At 71.6% G+C, this 20,668-nt stretch carries 16 protein-coding genes and 1 pseudogene; 13 read left to right on the top strand and 4 right to left on the bottom strand.

All coding sequences use genetic code 11. From position 1 onward, the window contains the following. The first annotated feature begins 11 nt into the window (after positions 1-11). Together IO39_RS30830 and IO39_RS58110 are read left to right on the top strand one after the other, a co-directional pair. Positions 12-650 carry a cation diffusion facilitator family transporter gene (locus IO39_RS30830; RefSeq protein ID WP_052423572.1) on the top strand — a complete coding sequence of 213 codons (639 nt, stop codon included), beginning with the start codon at positions 12-14 and terminating at the stop codon, positions 648-650. Between the two features lie 150 nt (positions 651-800). Continuing rightward, positions 801-1,730 (top strand): annotated as a pseudogene (locus IO39_RS58110) (ABC transporter substrate-binding protein); the annotation flags it as partial. On the opposite strand, the gene IO39_RS58105 reads toward IO39_RS58110, so the two are convergent. After that, positions 1,676-2,086 (bottom strand): hypothetical protein, encoded by a 411-nt coding sequence (locus IO39_RS58105; protein ID WP_043630280.1) that lies wholly within the window; start codon positions 2,084-2,086, stop codon positions 1,676-1,678. The pseudogene IO39_RS58110 and the gene IO39_RS58105 overlap by 55 nt on opposite strands. A gap of 524 nt (positions 2,087-2,610) precedes the next feature. Between IO39_RS58105 and IO39_RS30815 the strand changes: the two genes are divergently transcribed. The 11 genes from IO39_RS30815 (at position 2,611) to IO39_RS30765 (ending at position 17,154) form a co-directional block, all read left to right on the top strand. Next, complete coding sequence (locus IO39_RS30815; protein ID WP_043630278.1) at positions 2,611-4,296, top strand: sigma-70 family RNA polymerase sigma factor; 1,686 nt, start codon at positions 2,611-2,613, stop codon at positions 4,294-4,296. A 294-nt stretch (positions 4,297-4,590) separates the two neighbouring features. Beyond that, positions 4,591-4,962, top strand: coding sequence for a hypothetical protein (locus IO39_RS30810; RefSeq protein ID WP_043630275.1), 372 nt, complete (start codon positions 4,591-4,593; stop codon positions 4,960-4,962). Between the two features lie 80 nt (positions 4,963-5,042). After that, the gene (locus tag IO39_RS30805) at positions 5,043-6,089 is read left to right on the top strand and encodes a GNAT family N-acetyltransferase (protein ID WP_342671454.1); all 1,047 of its coding nucleotides are present in this window, start codon (positions 5,043-5,045) and stop codon (positions 6,087-6,089) included. 150 nt (positions 6,090-6,239) lie between these two features. Beyond that, positions 6,240-7,073 (top strand): glycosyltransferase family 2 protein, encoded by an 834-nt coding sequence (locus IO39_RS30800; RefSeq protein ID WP_043630270.1) that lies wholly within the window; start codon positions 6,240-6,242, stop codon positions 7,071-7,073. Positions 7,074-7,085: 12 nt separating this feature from the next. Beyond that, on the top strand, positions 7,086-8,027 hold the full coding sequence (locus tag IO39_RS30795; protein ID WP_043630267.1) for a glycosyltransferase family 2 protein: 942 nt from the start codon (positions 7,086-7,088) through the stop codon (positions 8,025-8,027). Further along, positions 8,024-8,827 (top strand): polysaccharide deacetylase family protein, encoded by an 804-nt coding sequence (locus IO39_RS30790; protein ID WP_043630263.1) that lies wholly within the window; start codon positions 8,024-8,026, stop codon positions 8,825-8,827. Before IO39_RS30795 ends, IO39_RS30790 begins: the two co-directional genes overlap by 4 nt. Continuing rightward, entirely contained in the window at positions 8,820-10,136 is a 1,317-nt protein-coding gene (locus IO39_RS30785) for a lipopolysaccharide biosynthesis protein (protein WP_052423571.1), read from the top strand. The genes IO39_RS30790 and IO39_RS30785 overlap by 8 nt, the downstream gene beginning before the upstream one ends. Before the next feature lie 1,154 nt (positions 10,137-11,290). Beyond that, the gene (locus IO39_RS30780) at positions 11,291-13,504 is read left to right on the top strand and encodes a hypothetical protein (RefSeq protein WP_052423570.1); all 2,214 of its coding nucleotides are present in this window, start codon (positions 11,291-11,293) and stop codon (positions 13,502-13,504) included. 108 nt (positions 13,505-13,612) lie between these two features. Then, complete coding sequence (locus tag IO39_RS30775) at positions 13,613-14,767, top strand: DUF418 domain-containing protein (protein ID WP_245642397.1); 1,155 nt, start codon at positions 13,613-13,615, stop codon at positions 14,765-14,767. A 112-nt stretch (positions 14,768-14,879) separates the two neighbouring features. Next, positions 14,880-15,797 (top strand): alpha/beta hydrolase, encoded by a 918-nt coding sequence (locus tag IO39_RS30770; RefSeq protein WP_043630258.1) that lies wholly within the window; start codon positions 14,880-14,882, stop codon positions 15,795-15,797. Then, positions 15,790-17,154 carry an acyltransferase family protein gene (locus IO39_RS30765; RefSeq protein ID WP_211267228.1) on the top strand — a complete coding sequence of 455 codons (1,365 nt, stop codon included), beginning with the start codon at positions 15,790-15,792 and terminating at the stop codon, positions 17,152-17,154. The genes IO39_RS30770 and IO39_RS30765 overlap by 8 nt, the downstream gene beginning before the upstream one ends. On the opposite strand, the gene IO39_RS30760 is transcribed toward IO39_RS30765, so the two are convergent. The 3 genes from IO39_RS30760 to IO39_RS30750 all read right to left on the bottom strand — a co-directional run bounded on the left by IO39_RS30760 (position 17,126) and on the right by IO39_RS30750 (position 20,473). Beyond that, a complete protein-coding gene (locus tag IO39_RS30760; RefSeq protein WP_245642395.1) occupies positions 17,126-18,436 on the bottom strand; it encodes a GH39 family glycosyl hydrolase in 1,311 nt (436 codons plus the stop codon). The genes IO39_RS30765 and IO39_RS30760 overlap by 29 nt on opposite strands. Before the next feature lie 212 nt (positions 18,437-18,648). Continuing rightward, complete coding sequence (locus IO39_RS30755; RefSeq protein ID WP_043630254.1) at positions 18,649-19,401, bottom strand: SDR family oxidoreductase; 753 nt, start codon at positions 19,399-19,401, stop codon at positions 18,649-18,651. 46 nt (positions 19,402-19,447) lie between these two features. Beyond that, a complete protein-coding gene (locus IO39_RS30750; protein ID WP_043630252.1) occupies positions 19,448-20,473 on the bottom strand; it encodes a phosphotransferase family protein in 1,026 nt (341 codons plus the stop codon). Between the last annotated feature and the right edge of the window lie 195 nt (positions 20,474-20,668).

The following is a 20,668-nucleotide window of genomic DNA, read 5'->3' as shown; positions in this document are numbered from 1 at the left end:
TTCGGGGGTTCATGGTGCCTGATCAGCGGATTCATGAGCATCCGGCCGCGTCGGCCGAATGGCTGCGCGCCGCGCGCGCCGCTCGTTCGCTCTCCGTGGCGACGCTGGCCTGGCTGGGCGTGGAAAGCACGCTCGGCCTGGCGGCGGGGCTGGCCGCGCACTCGGTGGCGCTCATCGGCTGGGGGTTGTCGGCCGTCGTGGAGGCGGCGGCCAGCCTGATCGTGGTGTGGCGCTTCACCGGGGCCCGCACGTTGTCCCCGAGCGCCGAGATCACCGCGCGGCGAGCGGTGGCGGTGAGCTTCTGGCTGCTCGCCCCCTATCTCGTCATCCACGTCGCGCACGACCTCGACCACGGGCACCGGGCCGCGCCGAGCGTGCTGGGGATCGTGGTGACGTCGTTCAGCCTGGTCAGCATGCCGGTGCTGGGCGCGGTCAAGCGGCGGCTGGGCACCCGGCTGGCGTCGCCGGCGACGTGCGGGGAGGGCACGCAGAACCTCCTCTGCGGGGCCATGGCGGCCGGCGTGCTGGCCGGTCTGTGGCTCAACACGGTGGGGTGGTGGTGGGTGGATCCGATGGTCGCGGTGGCGCTGGCGGCGGTCGCCGTACGGGAGGGAAGGCGGGCCTGGCGCGGTCACGTTTGCCACCATTGACCGCCACAGGATGTAATCGTCGCACCAAAAGGGGTGTTTTGCCACAGAGACCGCACCGAGTATCGTCTCCGGAAGTATTGCGGAGCATCTCCCGCTAGGGTCTCCGGAAGGTCGCAAAGAACACCTAAGAGGACAACCTAAGAGGACATCGTGGGGCGACACCGCACAGACGATCTCGACGGCGGATACAGAGCCAGCGAGCCTCCACCGCGCCGGCGCGCCAGAAGCAGCCGCGGCCGGGTGCTCGTGCCGCTGGCCGGGGCCGTCGCCCTGGCCGTGCTCCTCGGCGTCGCCGCGTTCGTGATCTTCAACCGCGACCACGACTGCTCCGGCGGCAAGCTCCCGCTGCGCGTCGTGGCGACCCCCGACATCCAGCCCGCGCTCAACAAGATCGCTGGCAACTATAACAAGGCCATGCACTCGATCGACAGCAAGTGCGTCGAAGTGACGGTGGCCAAGGAGGCGGCCTCCAGGACCGCGAACGCGGTGGTGGCGGGCAAGGCGAAGGCCGACTTCTGGGTGGCCGACTCCAGCCTGCTCATGGAGAGCATGCGCGCGACGGCGTCGGGCGGGGAGCTGCCGCAGGTCGAAGGGTCGATCGCGTCCTCCCCCGTGGTGCTGGCCGCGGCCAAGGCGTCGGCGGCGAAGCTGTCCGACGCCCTCCGGCCGAGCTGGGGCGCGATGATCTCGGCGGCGAACGTCGCCAACGTGGACGGCCCCGGCAAGAAGGTGCGGGTGCTCGCCCTCGACCCGCAGAAGAACTCCGCCGGCCTGGCGGCGCTGCTGGCCGCGGCCGGCACGGCCAAGGAGTCGGGCCAGGACAAGGCCCTGGTGGGCGCGCTGAAGGAGCTGTCGGGCCAGCTCGCCACCGACTCGACGGCGCTGCTGGCCAGCCTCACGGTCAAGTCGGGCAGCAGGGTGCCGGTCGGGGTCACCTCCGAGCAGGCCATCTACGCCCACAACAAGAAGAAGCCCGAGTCGCCGGTGGTCGCCCTCTATCCCGAGGAGGGCACGCTCAGCCTGGACTATCCGGTCACGATCCTGGCCAAGGACCCGCAGGTGCTCAAGGCCGCGGCGGACTTCAAGCAGGACCTGACCACCGAGCCGGCCAAGAAGATCCTGCGCGAGGCCGGGTTCCGCGGCACCGACGGCAAGGCCGGCGACGTGCTGTCGGAGGACAAGGGGTTCACCCCCGAGACGCCCGCGGCGCTCGACCCGCCGGACGGCGCGACCGTGACGCGCATGGTGCAGACCTGGACCAGGCTCAACCTGGGCACCCGCCTGCTGACCCTGCTCGACGTCTCCGGCACGATGGCGCTGCCCGTGCCCGGCACGAACATGACCCGCATGCAGGCCATCAACAGGATCGCCACCGAGGGCCTGGCGCTCTTCCCGCCCGGCTCCGAGATGGGCCTGTGGTCGTTCTCCACCCACATGGACGGGCAGGGCAAGGACTACAAGGAGCTGGTCTCCGTCGGGCCGCTCGCCGAGTCGATCGACGGCACGCTCCGCAAGGAGCTGCTGGTCAGGACGTTCGCCCAGCTCCAGGCCAAGGCGACGGGCGACACCGGGCTGAACGACACGGTGAAGGCGGCCTACGGCCAGCTGACCGAGAGCTACCAGGAGGACAAGGTCAACACCCTCCTGATCCTCACCGACGGCGCGGGCAACGACGACCCCGACGGCGGCGTGAGCAACGCCGAGCTGCTGCAGTACCTGAAGAAGACCTACAACCCGAAGCGGCCGATCAGCATCCTGCTCATCGCGTTCGGGCCGGACGCCAAGCAGGGCAAGCAGAGGGGAAGACCCCCCCCCCCCCCCCCCCCCACGCCGGCGGCCCCCCGGGGCATACCCCCCCCCCGCCTTCCCCGATGGGCATGGGGGGCGAACCCGGACGATCGACGCCGCGTCCTCTCCGCGTGGGGCTTGAGCGCCCGTCCGACCCGCGGGGAGGTAGTCCGTGCCAGGCTGGCCGTCCGTCCGACGCACCGCCGACCGGGAGCTGGCCGAGGCTCTGCGCCGCGCCGACCCCGCCGCCCCGGCCGCGCTCTACGACTCCTACGGGGAGCGGCTGCACGACTACGCCCACTTCCTGTGCGGCGCGTCCGACCTGGCGGCCGACTTGGTGCACGACGCGCTGGTCACGGCGCAGGGATGCGCGGCCCGGCTCAGGGATCCGCGCCGCTTCAGAGCCTGGCTGTACGCGCTGACCCGGTCCCAGGTACGCGCCCGGACGTCCCGCCGCCCCTCGACCCGGCCGGGCGGCCCCGCGGGCACGTTGCCGCTGCCCGACCTGGGGCGGCAGGACGATCCCGAACTGGCCGGGCTGGTCAGGGAGGTGCTCGGCGAGCTGGGCCGGAGCGCGCGCGAGGTGCTCGAACTGTCGCTGCGCCACGGCCTGACCCCGCAGGAGGCCGGGGCCGTGCTCGGGCTGACCGCCCGGCAGGCGGCGGCCAGGCTGAGCCGGGCCCGCGACCACCTGGAGAACTCCGCCGCGGCCGTGGTGCTGGCCAGGACCGGCCGGGCGCACTGCCCGGACCTGTCGGCCCTGCTGGACTCCTGGGAAGGACCGCTCAGCCCGGGCCTGCGGCGGCGGGTGTCGGGGCACGTCGGCGGGTGCGAGGTGTGCGCGGGGCGGCGCCCCCGGGAGGTCTCGGCCGCGCGGCTGCTGGACCTGGTGCGGGTGGCGTACCCGCCGATCTCCTTGCGGCGGCGGGTGATCGGCGCCTGCGGCCGGCCGGAGCTGGACCGGACCCGGGTGCTGATCACCGGCCGGGGCGACGACCTCGGCCGGTCGGGGTTCCCCGTGCCGGCCGATCGCCGCCGGCGCCGGCCGCCGGCGCTCGCGCCGCTCCTGCTGGCGGGCGCGGCGCTGCTGACGGGGACCGGCGCGATCGTGGTGTACAACGAGAGCGGGACGGCGGGCGCCACGGGCACTTCCGGCGGCGCCGACAGCGCGGCCCTGCGCCCGCTCCCCTCCCCCGGCCTCGCCGGCTCCCCCGGCACCTCCGCCTTCCCCAACCCCTTCGGCCTCCCCGGCTCCCCCGACACCTCCGGTCTCCCCGGCTCTCCCGACGAGGGGAACCCCACCGGTGAGCCGGTGATCGGGGAGGAGCCGCCCGGGACGTCCCCGAGCCCCGCCCCCTCCGCCCGGACCCGGCCCGCCGCCCCGCGCAGGAGCCCCGCCGCCACGCCAAGCCGCCGCGGCGCCGAACCCGCCGCGACGCCCACGCGGCGGGGTGCGGGCGGCCGGTTGCGGATCACGTGCCCGGGGACCGTCATCGGCGGCGAGGCGGAGATCGGGCTCACCGCGCGGGGCGCCGCGCTCTCCTGGACGGCGACGGCCTCGCGGGGCGTGCGGGTGCGCCCGGCGCGCGGGTCGGTCAAGGCCGGCGGCGCCGCCGGCGTGCGGGTGACGGTGTCCGACCCCGGGGTCACGGGCAGCGCCCGGGTGGTGTTCACCTCGAACGGCGGCACCACGACCTGCGCGCTGTCCTGGGACGGCGACGACGACGAGCCGCCGCCCGCCCGGCTGCCGACCCGCGAGCCGGCGGCGCCGGAGGAGCCCGAGGAGCCGGAAGATCGGGCCGGAACGCCCAGCCGGCGTGCCGCCCGGGACGACGAGTCCCAGCTTCCCGATGAGTGATGACATACATCACCAAGCGCCGGTAGATCCCCAAATTTAGCCGACAAACGGGGATAAATCGGGCCCTGACTCGATGATCCCCGGCCGGATAGGGCATCCTGGTGTGCTTGGGGACCTCACCGGGGATGGCGATCACGTGACCGTGTGTTGAAGGTCACAGGAGAAAACTTGGCATGCCGGTAAACCAGATGGGGTCGCCAAGCGTCGGCATTGACGTGTCAGGGCGCGGATTGATCCCATGAACTGACGATCAACCGCGCTTTTCAACCAGCTAGAGCAGGAGAGAGACAGGAGATGCTCAAGCAGCACCGCAGAGCGCTGGCCTGGCTGGTCGCGCTCGCCTGCATCGCGGGAGCGGTCATCGCGCTGTTCGATATCGACACACCGCTGCGCCCGTTCCTCATCTCCTTGTTCCTCCTGGTCGTACCAGGGGCGGCAGTGGTGGGACTGTTGCGTGATCGTGACCCCCTCGCCGCCCTATCCGTAGGAGCCGCGGCGAGTCTCGTACTCAACGTGCTTCTGGCCGAGGCCATGCTGCTCTTCAACGCGTGGTCGCCCCGGGCGGGTGTCGCGACGGTCGCCGTGCTCGGAGGGTTCATGTACGTGCTTCGGGTGTTGTACCGGGGGAAGAGCATGCAGACCGAACAGGGGGCCAGGGCAAGGTGAACATCCAGGTAGTTCGGCCGAGAGACCTCGGGGACTCGGAGCGGGCCCGATGGCGGGAGCTCCAGAAGGCCGACCCCAGCTTGGACAACCCGTTCCTGTCGGTCGAGTTCGCCGTGGCGATGGACCGTTTGCGTGACTACGTGAGGGTGGCGGTCATCTCCGACGGAAGCGGCGTCGTGGGGTTCTTCCCCTACGAGCGGCACAGCTTCGGCATCGGCAAACCGCTCGGCGGCTTCCTCACCACCTGCCACGGCCTGATCTCCGTCCCGGGGCTGAAGCTCGACGCGAAGGCCCTGCTGCGGGCCTGCAAGCTGAGCGTCTTCGACTTCGACCACCTGGTGGCGGGCCAGCCGACCTTCGCCGACTACGAGGCCGACGTCCGGCCCGCGCCGGTGATGGACTTCACCTCCGGCTTCGAGGCCTGGATCGAGCAGGTCAAGGCCAACTCGCCCAAGAACCTCAAGACCGTCCGCTACAAGGAGCGCAAGCTCGGCAGGGAGCAGGGCGACCTGCGCTTCGAGTGGTCCTCGGCCGACCCCGAGGTGCTGCGCACCCTCCTGGCCTGGAAGTCCGACCAGTATCAGCGGACCGGCCGGGTCGACAGGTTCGCGCAGCCGTGGATCGTCGAGCTGACGAACATGATGCATGCCGAGAACTCATCGGACTTCGCGGGTGTCCTGACCATGCTCTATGCCGGTGACGTACCGGTCGCGGGGCATTTCGGCCTCCGTACGGCGACCACGCTTGTAGGGTGGTTCCCCGCCTACGACACCGAGTACGCCCGTTATTCGCCGGGCATCGTCCACCACCTGCAGATGGCCGAGGCCGCCGCGAACGCGGGCCTGCACATGGTCGACATGGGCAAGGGCGGCAAGGAGTACAAGGACTGGCTCAAGAGCGGCGTCCTCTACGTCGCGGAGGGTCGCGTCTCGCGACCGTCCGCTTCGGCGGCCGTCCACTGGATGGGCCGAACTCCTTTCAACAAGGCCCGAACAATTGTCATGGACCGACCGTCTCTTTATAAGGCGGCCGACCGCGTCCTGAAGGGCTTCGGTCGGGTGCGCACCTCGATGCAACGTCAGGAGTCACCCAACGCAGTCAGTCAGGAACCCACGGGAGCACGCTAGAGCGCTCCCACCCCCGACCCCCCGGCACCAGCAGCACAACCCTCACACAGGACCCTTCGATGCAACGTTCGCCGGTTTCGCCATTCCCGCAGCACCCGGGGTGGGTTCGTCCGGCTCGCAGCGCGGGGTCCCGGAAGGATTTCCCTCGCCATGAGTCCCGAGATAACCAAGCACAACGGCAAGGCCCACACCTCGCCCCTGCGGTCGATGCCGCCGCCCTCGAGTTTCACCCCGGTCACGCCGCACCTGGCCATCTCCCCGACGGTCAGCGTGGTCGTGCCGGCGATGAACGAGGCGGAGAACCTGCCCCACGTCTTCGCCACCATCCCGCAGTGGGTGGACGAGATCGTGCTCGTCGACGGCAACTCCGTCGACGACACGGTGGCGGTGGCCAAGCGGTTGCGGCCCAACGTGAAGGTGGTGACCCAGAAGGGCAAGGGCAAGGGTGACGCCCTGTCCGCCGGTTTCGCCGCCTGCACCAGCGACATCATCGTGATGATCGACGCCGACGGGTCGACCGACGGCCGCGAGATCATCAACTTCGTGGGCGCGCTGGTGACCGGCGCCGACTTCGTCAAGGGCTCGCGCTACGCCGCCGGGGGCGGGAGCGACGACCTGACGCTCAACCGGCGCCTGGGCAACAAGGTGCTGACCGGCATCGTCAACGTGATGTACCGCACCCAGTACACCGACCTGTGCTACGGCTACAACGCGTTCTGGGCCCGCCATCTTGACGTGCTCAACCTCGACTGCGACGGCTTCGAGGTGGAGACGCTGATGAACGTGCGCGCGGCCAAGGCCGGGCTGAAGGTGCACGAGGTGCCCAGCCACGAGCGCAACCGCATCCACGGCGAGAGCAACCTGCACGTCGTGCGAGACGGCTTCCGCGTGCTCAAGACCATCCTGAAGGAGTGGCGTCGCCAGCCCACTCCCCCTCAGCCCGAGCCCGCCGCCACCCCAGCCGCTGACCGAGGCGTCGCTTAAAAAGGGATCTTTGTGAACACGTCTGTTGTCATCTGCGTCTACACCGAGGAGCGGTGGGAGGACATCAGGCAGGCAGTCGAGTCGGTCGAGAAGCAGACGCGCCCGGCACACGAGCTGATCCTGGTGGTCGATCACAACCCGGACCTGCACCTCAAGCTCAAGCGCGAGTATCCACAGGCCATCGTGGTGGAGAACACGCACGAGCAGGGGCTGTCGGGTGGCAAGAACACCGGGGTGGCCACGGCCAACGGCGAGATCGTCGCCTTTCTCGACGATGACGCGGTCGCCGATCCGGGGTGGCTGGAGGCTTTGGAGGAGGGCTTCCAGGAACCCGGTGTCGTCGGCGTGGGCGGCCGTACCGACCCCTTGTGGGCGTCGGGGAAGCGGCCCGGGTGGTTCCCGTACGAGTTCGACTGGACGGTCGGCTGCACCTACCGCGGCATGCCCGCGGTCAGGGCGCCGATCCGCAACGTGATGGGCGGCAACGCCGCCTTCCTGCGCGACGCCGTGTCCGAGGTGGGCGGCTTCCACAGCGGCATCGGCCGCAGCGTGCAGGGCCGCAAGTCGCGCCCGCTGGGGTGTGAGGAGACCGAGTTCTGCATCAGGCTGAGCCAGCGCAGGCCCGGCTCGGTCATGCTGTTCGAGCCGCGTGCGGTGATCGGGCACAAGGTGTCCAGGCAGCGCGAGCGGTTCGCCTACTTCAGGTCCAGGTGCTACGCGGAGGGGCTGTCGAAGGCCCTGGTCACGCGGGAGGTCGGCACCCAGGACGGGCTGTCCAGCGAGCGCGCGCACGCGCTGAAGACGCTGCCGCTCGGGGCGCTGCGCGGGGTCGGTGAGGCCCTGCGCGGCGACCTGGGCGGCCTCGGCCGGGCCGGTGCGATCGTGGTCGGGCTGGCCTGGACGACCTGGGGTTACGTCGTCGGCTCCGTACGGTTGAAGGTGGCACGGCCATGATCCGCGTACCGATCCTGATGTACCACTCGGTCACCGACCGGCCCAACGACGAGACCAAGCCGCACGCGGTGCGGCCCTCCGACCTGGCCGAGCAGCTCTCCTACCTGTCGGAGAGCGGCTTCACGCCGCTGACCCTCGGCGACCTGGTGGCCAGGTTCAACAAGAACAACGGGCTGTCGCTGCCGGCCAAGCCGATCGTCGTGACGTTCGACGACGGCTACGCCGACTTCCACAGCCATGCCCTGCCGCTGCTGGAGCGCCACAACTTCCCGGCCACGGTCTTCCTGACCAGCGGCTGGGTCTCCGACGCGGGCAAGGACGCCGCGGGCCGCCCCCTCGACGACATGCTGTCGTGGGGGCAGGCCCGCGAGGCCGCGCAGACCGGCATCGAGATCGGCGGCCACAGCCACAGCCATCCGCAGCTCGACCAGCTCCGCACCGAGGACCTGCGGCAGGAGCTGCGCCGCAACAAGGGCCTGCTGGAGGAGAAGATCGGCACGCCGGTCGCCACCATGGCCTATCCCTACGGATACTCCAGCGCCCGCGTACGCCGCGAAGTGCGCAAGGCCGGATACTTCGCCGCTTGCGCCGTGAGCAACACGATCGCCGCCGATCGTCATGACATGCTCGCCATCCCCCGGTTGACGGTCGGCAAGAACACGACCATCAACATGTTCAAGCGCGCCGTCGAAGGCAACGCCGTACCTCTCATCTACATGCGCGAGCGCATCCTCACCAAGGGGTATGCGGTCGTCCGCAGGACGAGGTACGGGCTGCAGCGGGTGCGCGGAAATGTCTAGCCTCTGGGGGAAGGTCCTGCGCGATCTGCGTAACCCGCTGTTCCTCCAGGGTTACGCGCTGATGGCCAACACCGTGATCACCGGCGTGCTCGGCATGGGCTACTGGTTGCTGGCCGCGCACTTCTACACGCCCGAGGAGTTCGGCCGCGGGCAGGCCGTGATCACCGCGATGCGGCTGTTCGCGTCGCTGACCGCGCTGAGCTTCGTGGGCGCGCTGGCCCGCTTCCTGCCGGTGGGGGGCCGCCGCACGCCGGAGCTCATCCTGCGCGGCTACGGCCTGGCCGCCGCCACGGGCGGGGTCGCGGCGCTCGGCTTCCTGCTGACGCTGCCGATGTGGGGCCAGACGTACCAGGTGCTCGGCGGGTTCGGGCCGGGGCTGTTCTTCCTGGCCTCCGTGGTGGTCTGGGCCGTGTTCACGCTCCAGGACGTGGTGCTGACCGGCCTGCGCCGGGCCACGTTCGTGCCGCTGAACAACCTGGTCTTCGGCCTGGTCAAGATGGGGCTGCTGGTGGCCCTGGCGGGGGCCCTGCCGTCGGGCGGGATCTTCGTCTCGTGGGTGATCCCGACCGCGCTCGCGCTCATCCCGATCAACTGGCTGATCTTCGGGGTGATCGTGCCCCGGCACGTCAGACAGGCCGACGCCGGCCAGGAACCGCCCAGACTACGCGAGATCGGCAGGTTCCTGGCGGGCGACTTCCCCGGGACGCTGTCGATCCTGGCGATCGTCTACCTGGTGCCCGTGGTGATCGCCACGCAGGTGGGCGAGGCCACGTTCGGGCGCTTCTCGATGGCGCACACGCTGGCCAGCATGATCGAGCTGCTCGCCATGAACATGGCGGTGTCGCTGACCGTCGAGAACTCCTGGGACCGCGACGCGCTGGCGCTGAACTGCCGGCAGGCGCTGCGGCGGGCCTTCCTGATCGTCACGCCTCTCATCGCGGTGGCGATCCTCGGCGCGCCGCTGATCCTGCGCATCTTCGGCCCCGCCTTCGCGGAGGAGGGCACCACGCTGCTGCGGCTGATGGCGCTGGCGGTGCTGCCCAGGGTGCTGATCGAGGTCTACCTCAGCGCGCTGCGGGCGCAGAGCCAGGCCCGGACGCTGGCCGTCGTGCAGATCGGGCTCGCCGTGCTGGTGCTGGTCTCCACCGTGGCGCTGTTCCCCTACTTCGGGGTGAACGCGGTCGGCTACGGCCTGCTCTTCAGCGAGGTGCTTCTCGCAATATTGATCTTTGGAAATCTACGCAAAATTCTCAAAATCGGTGAAAGTGGTAGGTCGACTGTCACTCAGGGGTCGTCCGGGGCTTCATGATGGTCAGCGTGAGGCAACGGGACGGCGATGGCATGACAAAGGGGATTACCGGCTCCTCAGACGTGCACGACGACAAGGAGGAGTCAGAGGTGCCCTTCGATCCGGAAGCTACGGGAGTGATCCCCAAGCTGACGTTCGACTCCCCGCCTCCGGGCGCTTCAGGTGCTCCGGGCGCTTCGGGTGCCTCCGGCGCTTCGGGCGCTTCCGGCGCTCCAGGTGCTCCGGACAGCTCGGACGCTTCGGGTGCCGACGCTTCGGGCACTTCGGGCACTTCGGACGAGGGGGCGGCGAAGCCGGGCGAGGGGACTTCCGACAGCGCCGGGAAGGCCGCCGAGGCTGGTGCCGCGAAGGCCGCCGAGGCTGACGAGTCCGCCAGCGCCACCGGGAAGGCCGCCGAGTCCGGCGGCGCCGCCGGGAAGGCCGCCGAGTCCGACGCGGAGAAGACCACGGCCGTCCGGCTGCCCGGGCCCGTACACATCGGGAAGGCGCCGACGGCCGAGGAGGCCGCCTCGGCGTCGTCCACCCCTGCCCCCGCCAAGCCGGGGCCGCGTACGCAGCCTCCGAGCGGCCCCCAGCCGGGGCCGCGCGCCCAGCCGCCCAGCGGGCCTCAGCCCGCGCCCGGCACGAAGTCCGGCGCGGCCGGAGCCGCCGCCGCGGGGCCGACGGCGGGTACGCAGCCCATGAGCACGCAGCCCTCCCCCGAGAAGCCGGCCGGTGACGCGACCGGTGGGGCCGGCGGGGCCGGACGGAAGGTCGTCGGGTCGCAGGCGCTGGCCAACCTCGTGCAGACTCCCCCGGCCCAGACACCGGGAACGGACGGGACCACCACCCAGAGCCCGGCAGGGACGCAGGGCCCGGCGGGGGCACAGGGCGCACCACCACAGACCACCCCGAAACCGGGCGCACCCCAGCCGGGCGCACCCCAGCCGAGCGGACCTCACACCAGCGGGCCCCAGACCAGCGGGCCGAGCGGACCTCAGCCCGCCGGGCCGAGCGGGCTCCAGCCCGGCGGACCTCAGCCGAGCGGACCTCAGCCCGCCGGGCCGCAGCCGAGCGCACCGAGCGGGCCGCAGCCGTCCGGGCCGGGCGGGTTCCGGCCGAGCGGGCCGGGCGGACCCCAGCCCTCCGGGCCTCAGCCGGGTGGTCCCCAGCAGGTGGCGCACCCCCAGGTGGGGGCGCAGCCGGCGGTGGCGCGGCAGGCGCCTGGGAAGCCGCGTGCGCGGGGCGGCCGGCTGGGGGCGCTGATCGCGAGCGCGCCCAAGTGGCTGCCCGTGCTGCTGGTCCTCGAGGGCCTGATCATGTACGTCCTCGCCCTCAAGGTCCCCCCGGGCCCCCTGCGCGGCGTGGACCCGGCCGACATCGACGGCCTCGGGCTGATCTCGGCGCTGCCGGCCACGGCGTTCATCGCCATCCTGATCATGATCGTGTCGTTCTTCGTCACGGTCACCCAGAGCACCGACCGCAAGTTCCTGCTGCTGTTCCAGATCGCCGCGATCACCTTCGCCCTGCACGGCGCGGGCGCGCTGGTGGCCGAGGAGCCGCGCTTCCCGACCGCGTACATCCACGCGGGGTTCGTGGAGTTCATCGGCAGGACCGGTGAGACGGCGATCGGCATCGACGCCCGCATGGGCTGGCCGGGCTTCTTCGCGTTGTTCGCGTTCGTGACCAAGGCCGCCGGCATCACCGACATGACGACGATCCTGCAGTGGACGCCGCTCCTGTCGAACCTGCTCTACCTGCTGCCGTTCGTGCTGATCCTGCGCCAGGTCGTGGCCACCACGCGGGCGCGGTGGTTCGCGGCGCTGCTGTTCGTGCTGGTGCAGTGGATCGGGCAGGACTACTTCTCGCCCCAAGGGTTCACCTTCGCGCTCTATCTGGCGTTCGTGGCGATCCTGTTGCGCTGGTTCGGGCGGGTGGAGCCGCGCACGAAGCCCGTCCCGCCCAAGGGCCTGCGCAAGTGGATCGGCAGGCTGGACGCGATGACGCCGGGCGAGCTGGCCAACACCGGCATGTTCCGGGCCGACAAGCTGCTCATGCTCATGATGCTGGTGGCGTTGTTCCTGGCGTCGGTGGCCTCGCACCAGATCACGCCGTTCATGATGCTCGGCGTGGTGACGGCGTTCCTGATCTTCAAGCGGACCACGCTGACCTGGGCGCTGCCGTTCTTCCTCGGGCTGATCGTGCTGGCGTGGATCAGCTACATGACGGTCGGCTTCTGGGCCAGCCAGATCGACACGATCTTCGGCGGCCTGGGCAACATCTTCCAGAACATCCAGAGCAACACCGGCGACCGCATCGAGGGCGCCGACCCCGCGCACGCGCTGGTGCTCCAGGCCCGCCTGGGCATCCTCGCGGTGATCCTGGGCTGTGCCGCGGTGGGGTTGTTCCGGCGGCTGCGGCGCGGGGTGTTCGACCGCTCGGCGCTGATCCTGCTGTGCGTGCCGGTGCTGGCGCTGGCGCTGCAGAGCTACGGCGGCGAGATCGGCCTGCGCATCTACATGTTCGCGCTGCCGGGAGCGTGCCTGCTGGCCGCGTACGCGTTCTTCCCGAACCTGCCGGCCGACAGCGCGGACGTGCGCGAGGAGACCGTGCCGCTGCGCAAGCGGAACGTGCGCTTCAACCCCGAGCTGACCAAGCGCGTCTCGCTGGTGCTGGCGGCGTGCTTCGCGGTCGTGTTCGCGATGGCGTTCCTGGTGGCCAGGTACGGCAACGAGAAGTTCGAGCGGGTCACCACCGGCGAGGTGGCCGCCCTGCACTACGTCTACGAGCACGACAAGCCCAGCGCGCGGGTGCTCTACCTGGTGCCCGAGGAAGGCCCCCAGGTCACCCCGACGCTGCCGTGGGGCGAGCGGGACGTGGAGAAGGTCAGCTTCAACCTCCAGGCGCTGGTGCACAAGGACCCGACGAAGATCTCCGACGCCGTGGCGGCGCTGAAGAAGGCGGAACGGAACTCGTACCTGATGGTGAGCCGCGGCCAGGTGAGCTATCTGCAGCTCAACGAGGGCTTCCCGGCGGACTGGGGTGAGAGGTTCCGGGCGGCGCTGGACAAGTCGCCCGACCTGAAGCGGGTCTTCTCCAACGAGGACGCGGCGCTCTACACCTGGAAGACGTTCGTCCGGGGCACCGAGATCCCCGAACCGAACCCCTACAAGGGCCGCGGCGACCCCACCTCGCCGTGGACGCCCGTGGGCATCGGCGCGCTGGGCGTGACGTGGGTGGCGCTCTTCGGCTACGAGATCATCCGGCTGAACGGCCCGAACCGGGCGCCGAAGGCCCGCAGGCGGCTGCTGTTCCTGGCGGTGCCCTCCTTCGTGGTGGCGCTCGCGGTGATCATCGAGAGATTCATCTATATCGCGCAAAACAACTGAATTCCCAGGAAACTCTCAGCTTGTGCGGGATGATGCTCTCCGATGAGGACACAGGAGACACATCCCGCACAGGCCGACACACGACGCACCACCACGAGGCTCGCCTCCGTGGACGCCCTGAGGGGTTTCTCGCTCCTGGGCATCCTCGTCGTGAACATCGCCTTCCTGGCCTCCGGCTACCGGATGGCCGGGCTGGCGGAGCCCGCGTTCGACGCGCCCCTGGACTGGGGCGTGCGGTGGGTCGTGACGCTGGTCGCGGAGAACAAGTTCTACCTGCTGTTCTCGTTCCTGTTCGGCTACAGCTTCACGCTGCAGACCGACTCGGCGGAGCGGCGGGGGCTGCCGTTCACGCCGATGTTCCTGCGGCGGCTGGCGGGGCTGGCGCTGCTCGGGCTGGCGCACGCCGTGCTGCTGTTCCCCGGGGACATCCTGACCACGTACGCGGCCGTGGGCCTGGCCCTGCTCATCCTGCGCCGGATCCGGCCGCGCACGGCGGTGCTGGTGGCCACCGGGCTGACGCTGCTGCTCGCGCTCGGGTTCGTGCTGCTGGCGGTGCTGACCATGGCCGGGCTGGACCCCTCGGCCACGGTCGCGGACACCGCGCGGGAGGCCGCCGCGTCGAACTCGGCGCTGGGCGGCGGCATCGCGGAGATCGTCTCCGAGCACCTGCGCAAGCTGTCGTGGATCCTGGTGCTGCGGGTGCTGTTCCAGGGGCCGGCCGTGCTGGCGGCGTGCCTGATCGGGCTGGCGGTCGGCAGGCTGGGGGCGCTGCGCGACCTGCCCGCGCACACGGTGACGCTGCGCAGGCTGCAGTGGATCGGGTTCCCGGTGGGGCTGGCCGGCTCGTTCGTCCACACCATGTCGGTGTGGAACCACACGCCGCACAAGTTCTGGGGCGAGGCGGTGGACCTGGTGACGGCGCCGCTGCTGGCGGCGGCGTACGCGGCCACGTTCCTGCGGGCGCTGCCGCACCTGCCGCGGCTCGGGCGGGCGCTGGCCGCCCCCGGCCGGATGGCGCTGTCCCACTACCTCGCCCAGTCGCTGATCTGCTCGCTGATCTTCACCGGGTACGGGCTGGCGCTTTTGGACCGGGTCAGCCCGGCGCTGGAGGTGCTGATCGCGCTGGCCGTCTTCGCCGCCCAGGTCGTCGTCAGCCGGTGGTGGCTCAGAGGGCACCGGTACGGGCCGGTGGAGTGGCTGCTGCGCGCTCTGACGTACTGGGGCAGACCCGAAACCCGGCGGGGGCGCGCTGCGGGCCCGTGAGCGCGCCCAGGGCCGCGCGGGCTCCTCATCCCCGTAGTACTCCAGAGCTACCTCGCCGATCCACTCCCTGGTGGGACGCCGACGACAGGGTGCGATCCCTAGCGTTCGGCGCATGCTCTCCCGCCTACGCCACACCCTGCTCCCCACGCTGGCCACCGGCGCGCTGGCCGCCACGATGGCCGCCACCGTGGCCGCGCCGCTGTCGGGCTCCGCGGTCCCGGCCCCCGCGCCGGCCCGCCCTCCGGCGGGCCTGACCGAGGCGCGGTACGCCGCCGTCCGCCAGGACATCCGCGCGGCCGAACGCACGGCCGCCGCGCACGGGCAGACGCGCCGGGCGCGGTCGCTGCGCGCGATGGCGGAGCCGGGGCGGCGCTTCCTGTTCTTCGACGGGCGCGACGGGGGCCGGGCCGCCGAGGTGTTCGGCGACCTGGCGGCGGCCCGCCGGGTGGCCGTGCTCGTGCCCGGCTCGGACACCGGCCTCGACCGGCAGGGCCGGCTGCGCGCCGACGCCCTGGCCCTGTCGCTTGAGCTGGGCGAGGGGGCCGCCGTCGTCGCGTGGCTCGGCTACCGGCCCCCCGGCCCGCTCGACGCGGCCCTGCTCACCACCGGCCGCGCCGACGAGGCCGGCCCGGCGCTCCTGGCGCTCGTACGGGAGCTGGGGCCCGCGCGGGTGTCGCTGCTGTGCCACTCCTACGGCGCGGTCGTCTGCGGCCGGGCCGCGGCCGGGCTGGGCGACGTGGCGAACATCGTCCTGTACGGCGCGCCCGGCACCGGCACCGGCGCCCCGCTGCGCACCTCCGCCCCGGTGTGGGCCGCGCGCGGCTCCCGGGACTGGATCGCCGAGGTGCCGCACGTACGGCTCCGGCTGCCCTTCGTCACCCTGGGGCTCGGCCTGGACCCGGTCTCGCCGGAGTCCGGCGCCCGGGTCGTCCCGGCGGGCGACGGCGGGCACAGCGACTACCTGCGGCCGGGCTCGCCGTTCCTGCGCGCCGTCGCCGCGATCGTATCGGGGACGGCGGCGCATGCGTGACCTGCTCGCCCGCAGGGGCGGGCGGCGCATACGTGAGCTGCTCGCCCGCAGGGGTGGGCGGCGCATGCGTGACCTGCTCGCCCGGATCGACGCGGCCACCCCCGCGACGCGCGACCGGGGCGTGGACGGGCTGCGGGCGCTGGCCATCGCCGGCGTGGTGCTGGGCCACTGGCTGGTGACGGCGCTGGTGGCCGACAGCGGCACGGTGCGCGCCGCCAGCCCGCTGCGCGCGCTCCCCGAGCTCGCCCCGCTGTCCTGGGTCTTCCAGACGCTGGCGGTGTTCTTCCTGGTGGGCGGCATGGTGGCGGGCAGGGGCCTGCGGGCGGCGGGCCACGACCGGGCCTCGCGCGGCAACGCGGCGGGCGGTGGGCGGGCGGCAAGTGGCGGGCAGGCAGCCGGTAGCGGGCAGGCGACCGGTGGCGGGCAGGCGACCGGTGGCGGGCAGGCAACCGGTAGCGGGCAGAGGGCGGGTTACCCGGGCTGGGTCGGCGGGCGGCTGGCGCGGTTGTTCCGGCCCGTGGCGGCCGTGCCGGCGGTCTGGGCGGTGATCGCGCTCGTGCTGCCGGCCGGCGGGGTCGGGCTGGACAGCGTGCGCACGCTGGTCAAGCTGGTGTGGTCGCCGCTGTGGTTCCTGCTGATCTTCGCCGTGCTGACGGCGGCGACCCCGCTGGCCGCCCGGCTGCACCCGGCGTGGCCGCTCGCGGTCGTGGCGCTGGTCGACCTGCTGCGGTTCGGCCTGGGCGGGCCCGCCTGGCTGGGCTGGGTGAACGTGCCGGCCGGCTGGCTGGTGCCGTACTGCCTGGGCGTCGCCTGGGGCGGCGGCGGCGCCCGGCGCGCGTCCGGGGCGGGCGAAGAGCGGGGCGGGTGGGCGGTGCCGGGGCCGCGCACCGGGTGGGCGCTGCTGCTCGGCGGCGGCGCCGCCACGGCCGGGCTGATCGGGTGGGCGGGTTACCCGGTGGCCATGGTGGGCGTGCCGGGCGCGGCGATCTCCAACCTCGACCCGCCCACGCTCGCCGCCGTCACCTTCGGCCTGGCCCAGTGCGGCGCGGCCGTGCTGCTGCTCGGCCCGCTGCGCCGCGCGCTGCGGCGGCCCCTGGCCTGGGCCGCCACGGCGCTGGTCAACCTGTCGGCGATCACGATCTTCCTCTGGCACCAGACCGCCATGATCGCCGTCACCGCCCTCGGCCTGCTCACCGGCCGCGCTCTGCCGGGCCTGCACACGCCCCCGGACTCGGCGGCCTGGGTGGCGGCCCGGCTGGCCTGGCTGCCGGTGTTCGCCCTCGCCCTGGCGGCGTGCTGGGCGGTCTTCCGCCGCCACGAGCGCGGGGTCACGCGCCACCGCGCCCCGACCACCTGATCTCGTACGGCCGCAGCGTGACCTGCCGCCCGTCCACGGTGGCCGTGACCTCCCGGTCGGAGGTGTTGACCATGACGAGCTGGCGCGGCTGGCCCAGCACTCGCACCTTCGGGTCGGAGGTCCGCACCTCCTGCACCTCGACCCCGGTGGGGAACCACTTGGTGAACCCGCTGAGCAGCCCGGCCATCGGCATCTCATCGCCGACCTTGGGCTGCCAGAGGCAGCCGGGGCAGTCGCCCCGGTCCTTGCTCTGCGGGTTCCAGTACAGCGCCGTGGTGACCCCGCTCTTGGCGAACTCCATGAGGGCGGTCGCCTGCACGGCCGTGCGCTTCTCCTCGCTCCACTGGGAGTTGTCCGGCTCGACGTACCATTCGGCCCACCAGATCGGCAGGTCGCCGCTCTGCTTGCGCAGCCACTCGGTGATGGCGCTGAACTTGGCCTGCGCGCCGAAGTCGTCGGGCAGGTTCTCCTGGCCCTTCGGCATCGACGCGCCGTCCACGACGATGAAGTCGGCGCCCTCCTTGTTGGCGATCCAGTGCTTGACCGCGTCGAGCGCGCGCTGGTCGACGGTGCCCCACGGCCCGCTCAGCTCCGATCGCGGGCCGCGCTCGTAGCTGTCGATCGGCACGTACGGGCCGCCGACCTGGATGTCCTTGTTCACCTTCTTCAAGGCCCTGTAGACCTTGTTGTACATCTCGGTGTAGCCCGCGGCGTCCCACGCGTTGGTGTCGCTGTTCCAGAAGCCCTTGAACTCGTTCCACACCAGGTAGTGCTTGACCGTCGGGTACTGCTTGGCCACCCGCACCGCGAGCTTGGCGAAGTCGTCGAAGTGCTCCTTCTCGGGCGCGACCGTGTGGTTCTTGCTCCAGTCCGTACGCCCGGCCTGCCCGCCCTTCATCCAGTCGGGCGCGCAGCACAGCGTGATGACCGGCACCGCCCGCGACGACGACATGAACGTCAGCCGCCGGTCCAGGTCGCGGAAGTTGTACTGCCCGGGGCTGGGCTCCGGGTTGCCCACGCCCCAGCCCATGATGTGCTGGTTCTGCAGCATCGGGACCCGGCCGAGCAGGCCCCTGGCCTGCTCCACGACCTCCCCCGACTCGGTGTCGGCGCTGAACTGGGTGTGCGTGACGCCCCAGCGCGGCCAGCTGGGCAGCGCGGGGGGCTCTTCGAGCTGCGGCGCGGGCTGGGTGGGCTGCTGGGTGGCCACCTCGCTGCCGGTGAACCCGCTGCGCTCCTCCTTCCGCATCGCGGCGTAGACCATGATGCCCGCCACCAGCACGATCGCGAGAATGCCCGCTCCAAGTGCGATCGGCCAGGGCGATCGCCGTCGCGCGTGTCGGCCGTCGGTCGGAATCACTGAACGCTCCTCGTCCTCGCGAAACGTGTACACAAAGGGTGACCACGAACCTACAAGGTTCGCAACGTGAGAAGGGCCGAGCAGCAGCTCGGCCCTTCTCACGTTAGTGGTCCCGCTTTGCGCGTGACTCGCCGTCAATCAGTGCTCGGCGGCTTCTGTCCTCCCGCGGGACCGGGCACCCCCGCGTACCGGTACGGCACCGGCTGGCGGCCCGGCTGCACGATGAGCAGCGTGCCGGGAGTCTCGGCGTAGAAGGCTGACTCGACGGCGGCGGCCACGTCTTCGGCGTCGAGCAGGGGGAAGCCCGCGTTGACGAACGTCTCCCGCGCCTCGGCCACGAGCGGCGTGTCGGTGAAGCCGGGGCAGACCGCGCCGATGCGCACGTTCTGGGCGGCCAGCGGCTCGGCCAGCGCCCTGACCAGGCCGACGACGGCGTGCTTGGTCATCGTGTAGATGGGGTCGCCGGAGAACCCGACGAGCCCGGCCAGCGAGGAGGTGACCACGATCGCGCCGCCGCCCGAGCGCAGCAGCAGGGGGACGCTGGCGCGCACGCCGAAGACGACGCCGTCCATGTTGACCCCGACCACCTGGCGGTAGCGCGCGAGGTCGAAGTCCGCCAGGTCCACCCGGCCGGTGATGCCGGCGTTGAGGTGCACCAGGTCGAGGCGGCCGTAGCGCTCCTCGGCCAGCGCGACGGCCGCCAGCGAGGCCTCCTCGGTGCTGACGTCGGCGGCCAGCCACGCGCCGTCCAGCTCTTTGGCCAGCCGCTCGGCCCCCTCCCCGTCGAGGTCGACGAGGACGCACTTGACGCCCCCCGCCGACAGGCGGCGCGCCACGGCGGCGCCGATGCCGCTCGCCGCTCCGGTGATCAGTGCAACAGTGCTCATGACGCTCCTTGTGACGGGGATGGTCGGGGCCGGCCTCGTGGGGAGGTCAGGGCTGGTCGAGCATGCGGTGCGCGCGGGAGACCAACGTGGGCACGGCGGCGCCGATGCCGTCGAACCCCTCCCCCACGGTCTTACCCTGCCGGAACCGGGCGTGGATACCCTCCAGGATGACCGCGAGCTTGAAGTTGCCGAAGGCGACATAGAACCCGAGGTCTGAAATGTCGCGGCCGGACACCTTGCTGTAGTGGGCGGCGAACTCGCGCACGTTCATGAACCCCGGCGCCGCCGTCACGTCACCGGCCACCGGCAGCCGGTCCCGCTCGTCGGTGCCGAGGTCGTGCCAGTAGGTCAGGGTGAGCCCCAGGTCGGCCAGCGGGTTGCCGAGCGTGGACATCTCCCAGTCGACCACGGCCACGATCTCCTGGTCGCCCGGCCGCAGCAGCGTGTTGTCCAGCCGGTAGTCGCCGTGCACCAGCGTGCCGGGCGCCTCGGCGGGCAGCCGCTCGCGCAGCCGCGCGACGAGCCGGTCGTACTCGGGCAGGTCGGCGGTCTTCGAGCGCTCCCACTGCTGGCACCACCGGTCGAGCTGCCTGGCCAGGTAGCCCTCCGGCTTCCCGAAGTCGCCCAGGCCCACCTCGCGGTAGTCCACCGCGTGGATGGCGGCCAGCACCTCGGCCAGCCGCTCCGACAGCCGCCGCGTGCGCTCGGGGCCCGGGTCGCCGAGCTGCTCCCTCGTCCGTACGGCGACGCCCTCGACGTGACCCATAAGGTAGAACGGCGCCCCGATGACGTCCTCGTCGCCGCAGAACGCGACCGGCTCCGGCACCGGCACGGGCGTGGGCGCGAGCGCCGAGATGACCCGCCATTCGCGGCGCATGTCGTGGGCGGTGGGCAGCACGTGGCCCAGCGGCGGCCGGCGCAGCACGAGCCTGCGCTCCCCGGTCTCGACCAGATAGGTCAGGTTCGACCTGCCTCCCGAGATCAGCGAGACGGACTGGGGCTCGCCCGCGTCGGGCACGTGCCTGCCCATCCACGCGACCAGGCCGGGGTGGTCGATGCCAGGTACGGTCATGGGGACACATTAGAACGTCACTCGGTCCTGAAGACAGGCTGGGAGTTCCGTAACGTTCCGTACCTGCGTCGATAAGAAGTGGTGAGATCCTTTACCCTGGCAGTACACCCCTGCCCTCATGCTTGGACAGCGAGTGCGTGTCGACAGTAGGAGCCCATGCGCGTCACCCTTGCCCTGCCTCGTGAGCTGAGCCAA

Source organism: Nonomuraea candida (assembly GCF_000725485.1).
In the GTDB taxonomy this organism is placed as follows: domain Bacteria; phylum Actinomycetota; class Actinomycetes; order Streptosporangiales; family Streptosporangiaceae; genus Nonomuraea; species Nonomuraea candida.
This window is presented reverse-complemented; position numbering and strand designations above follow the sequence as displayed.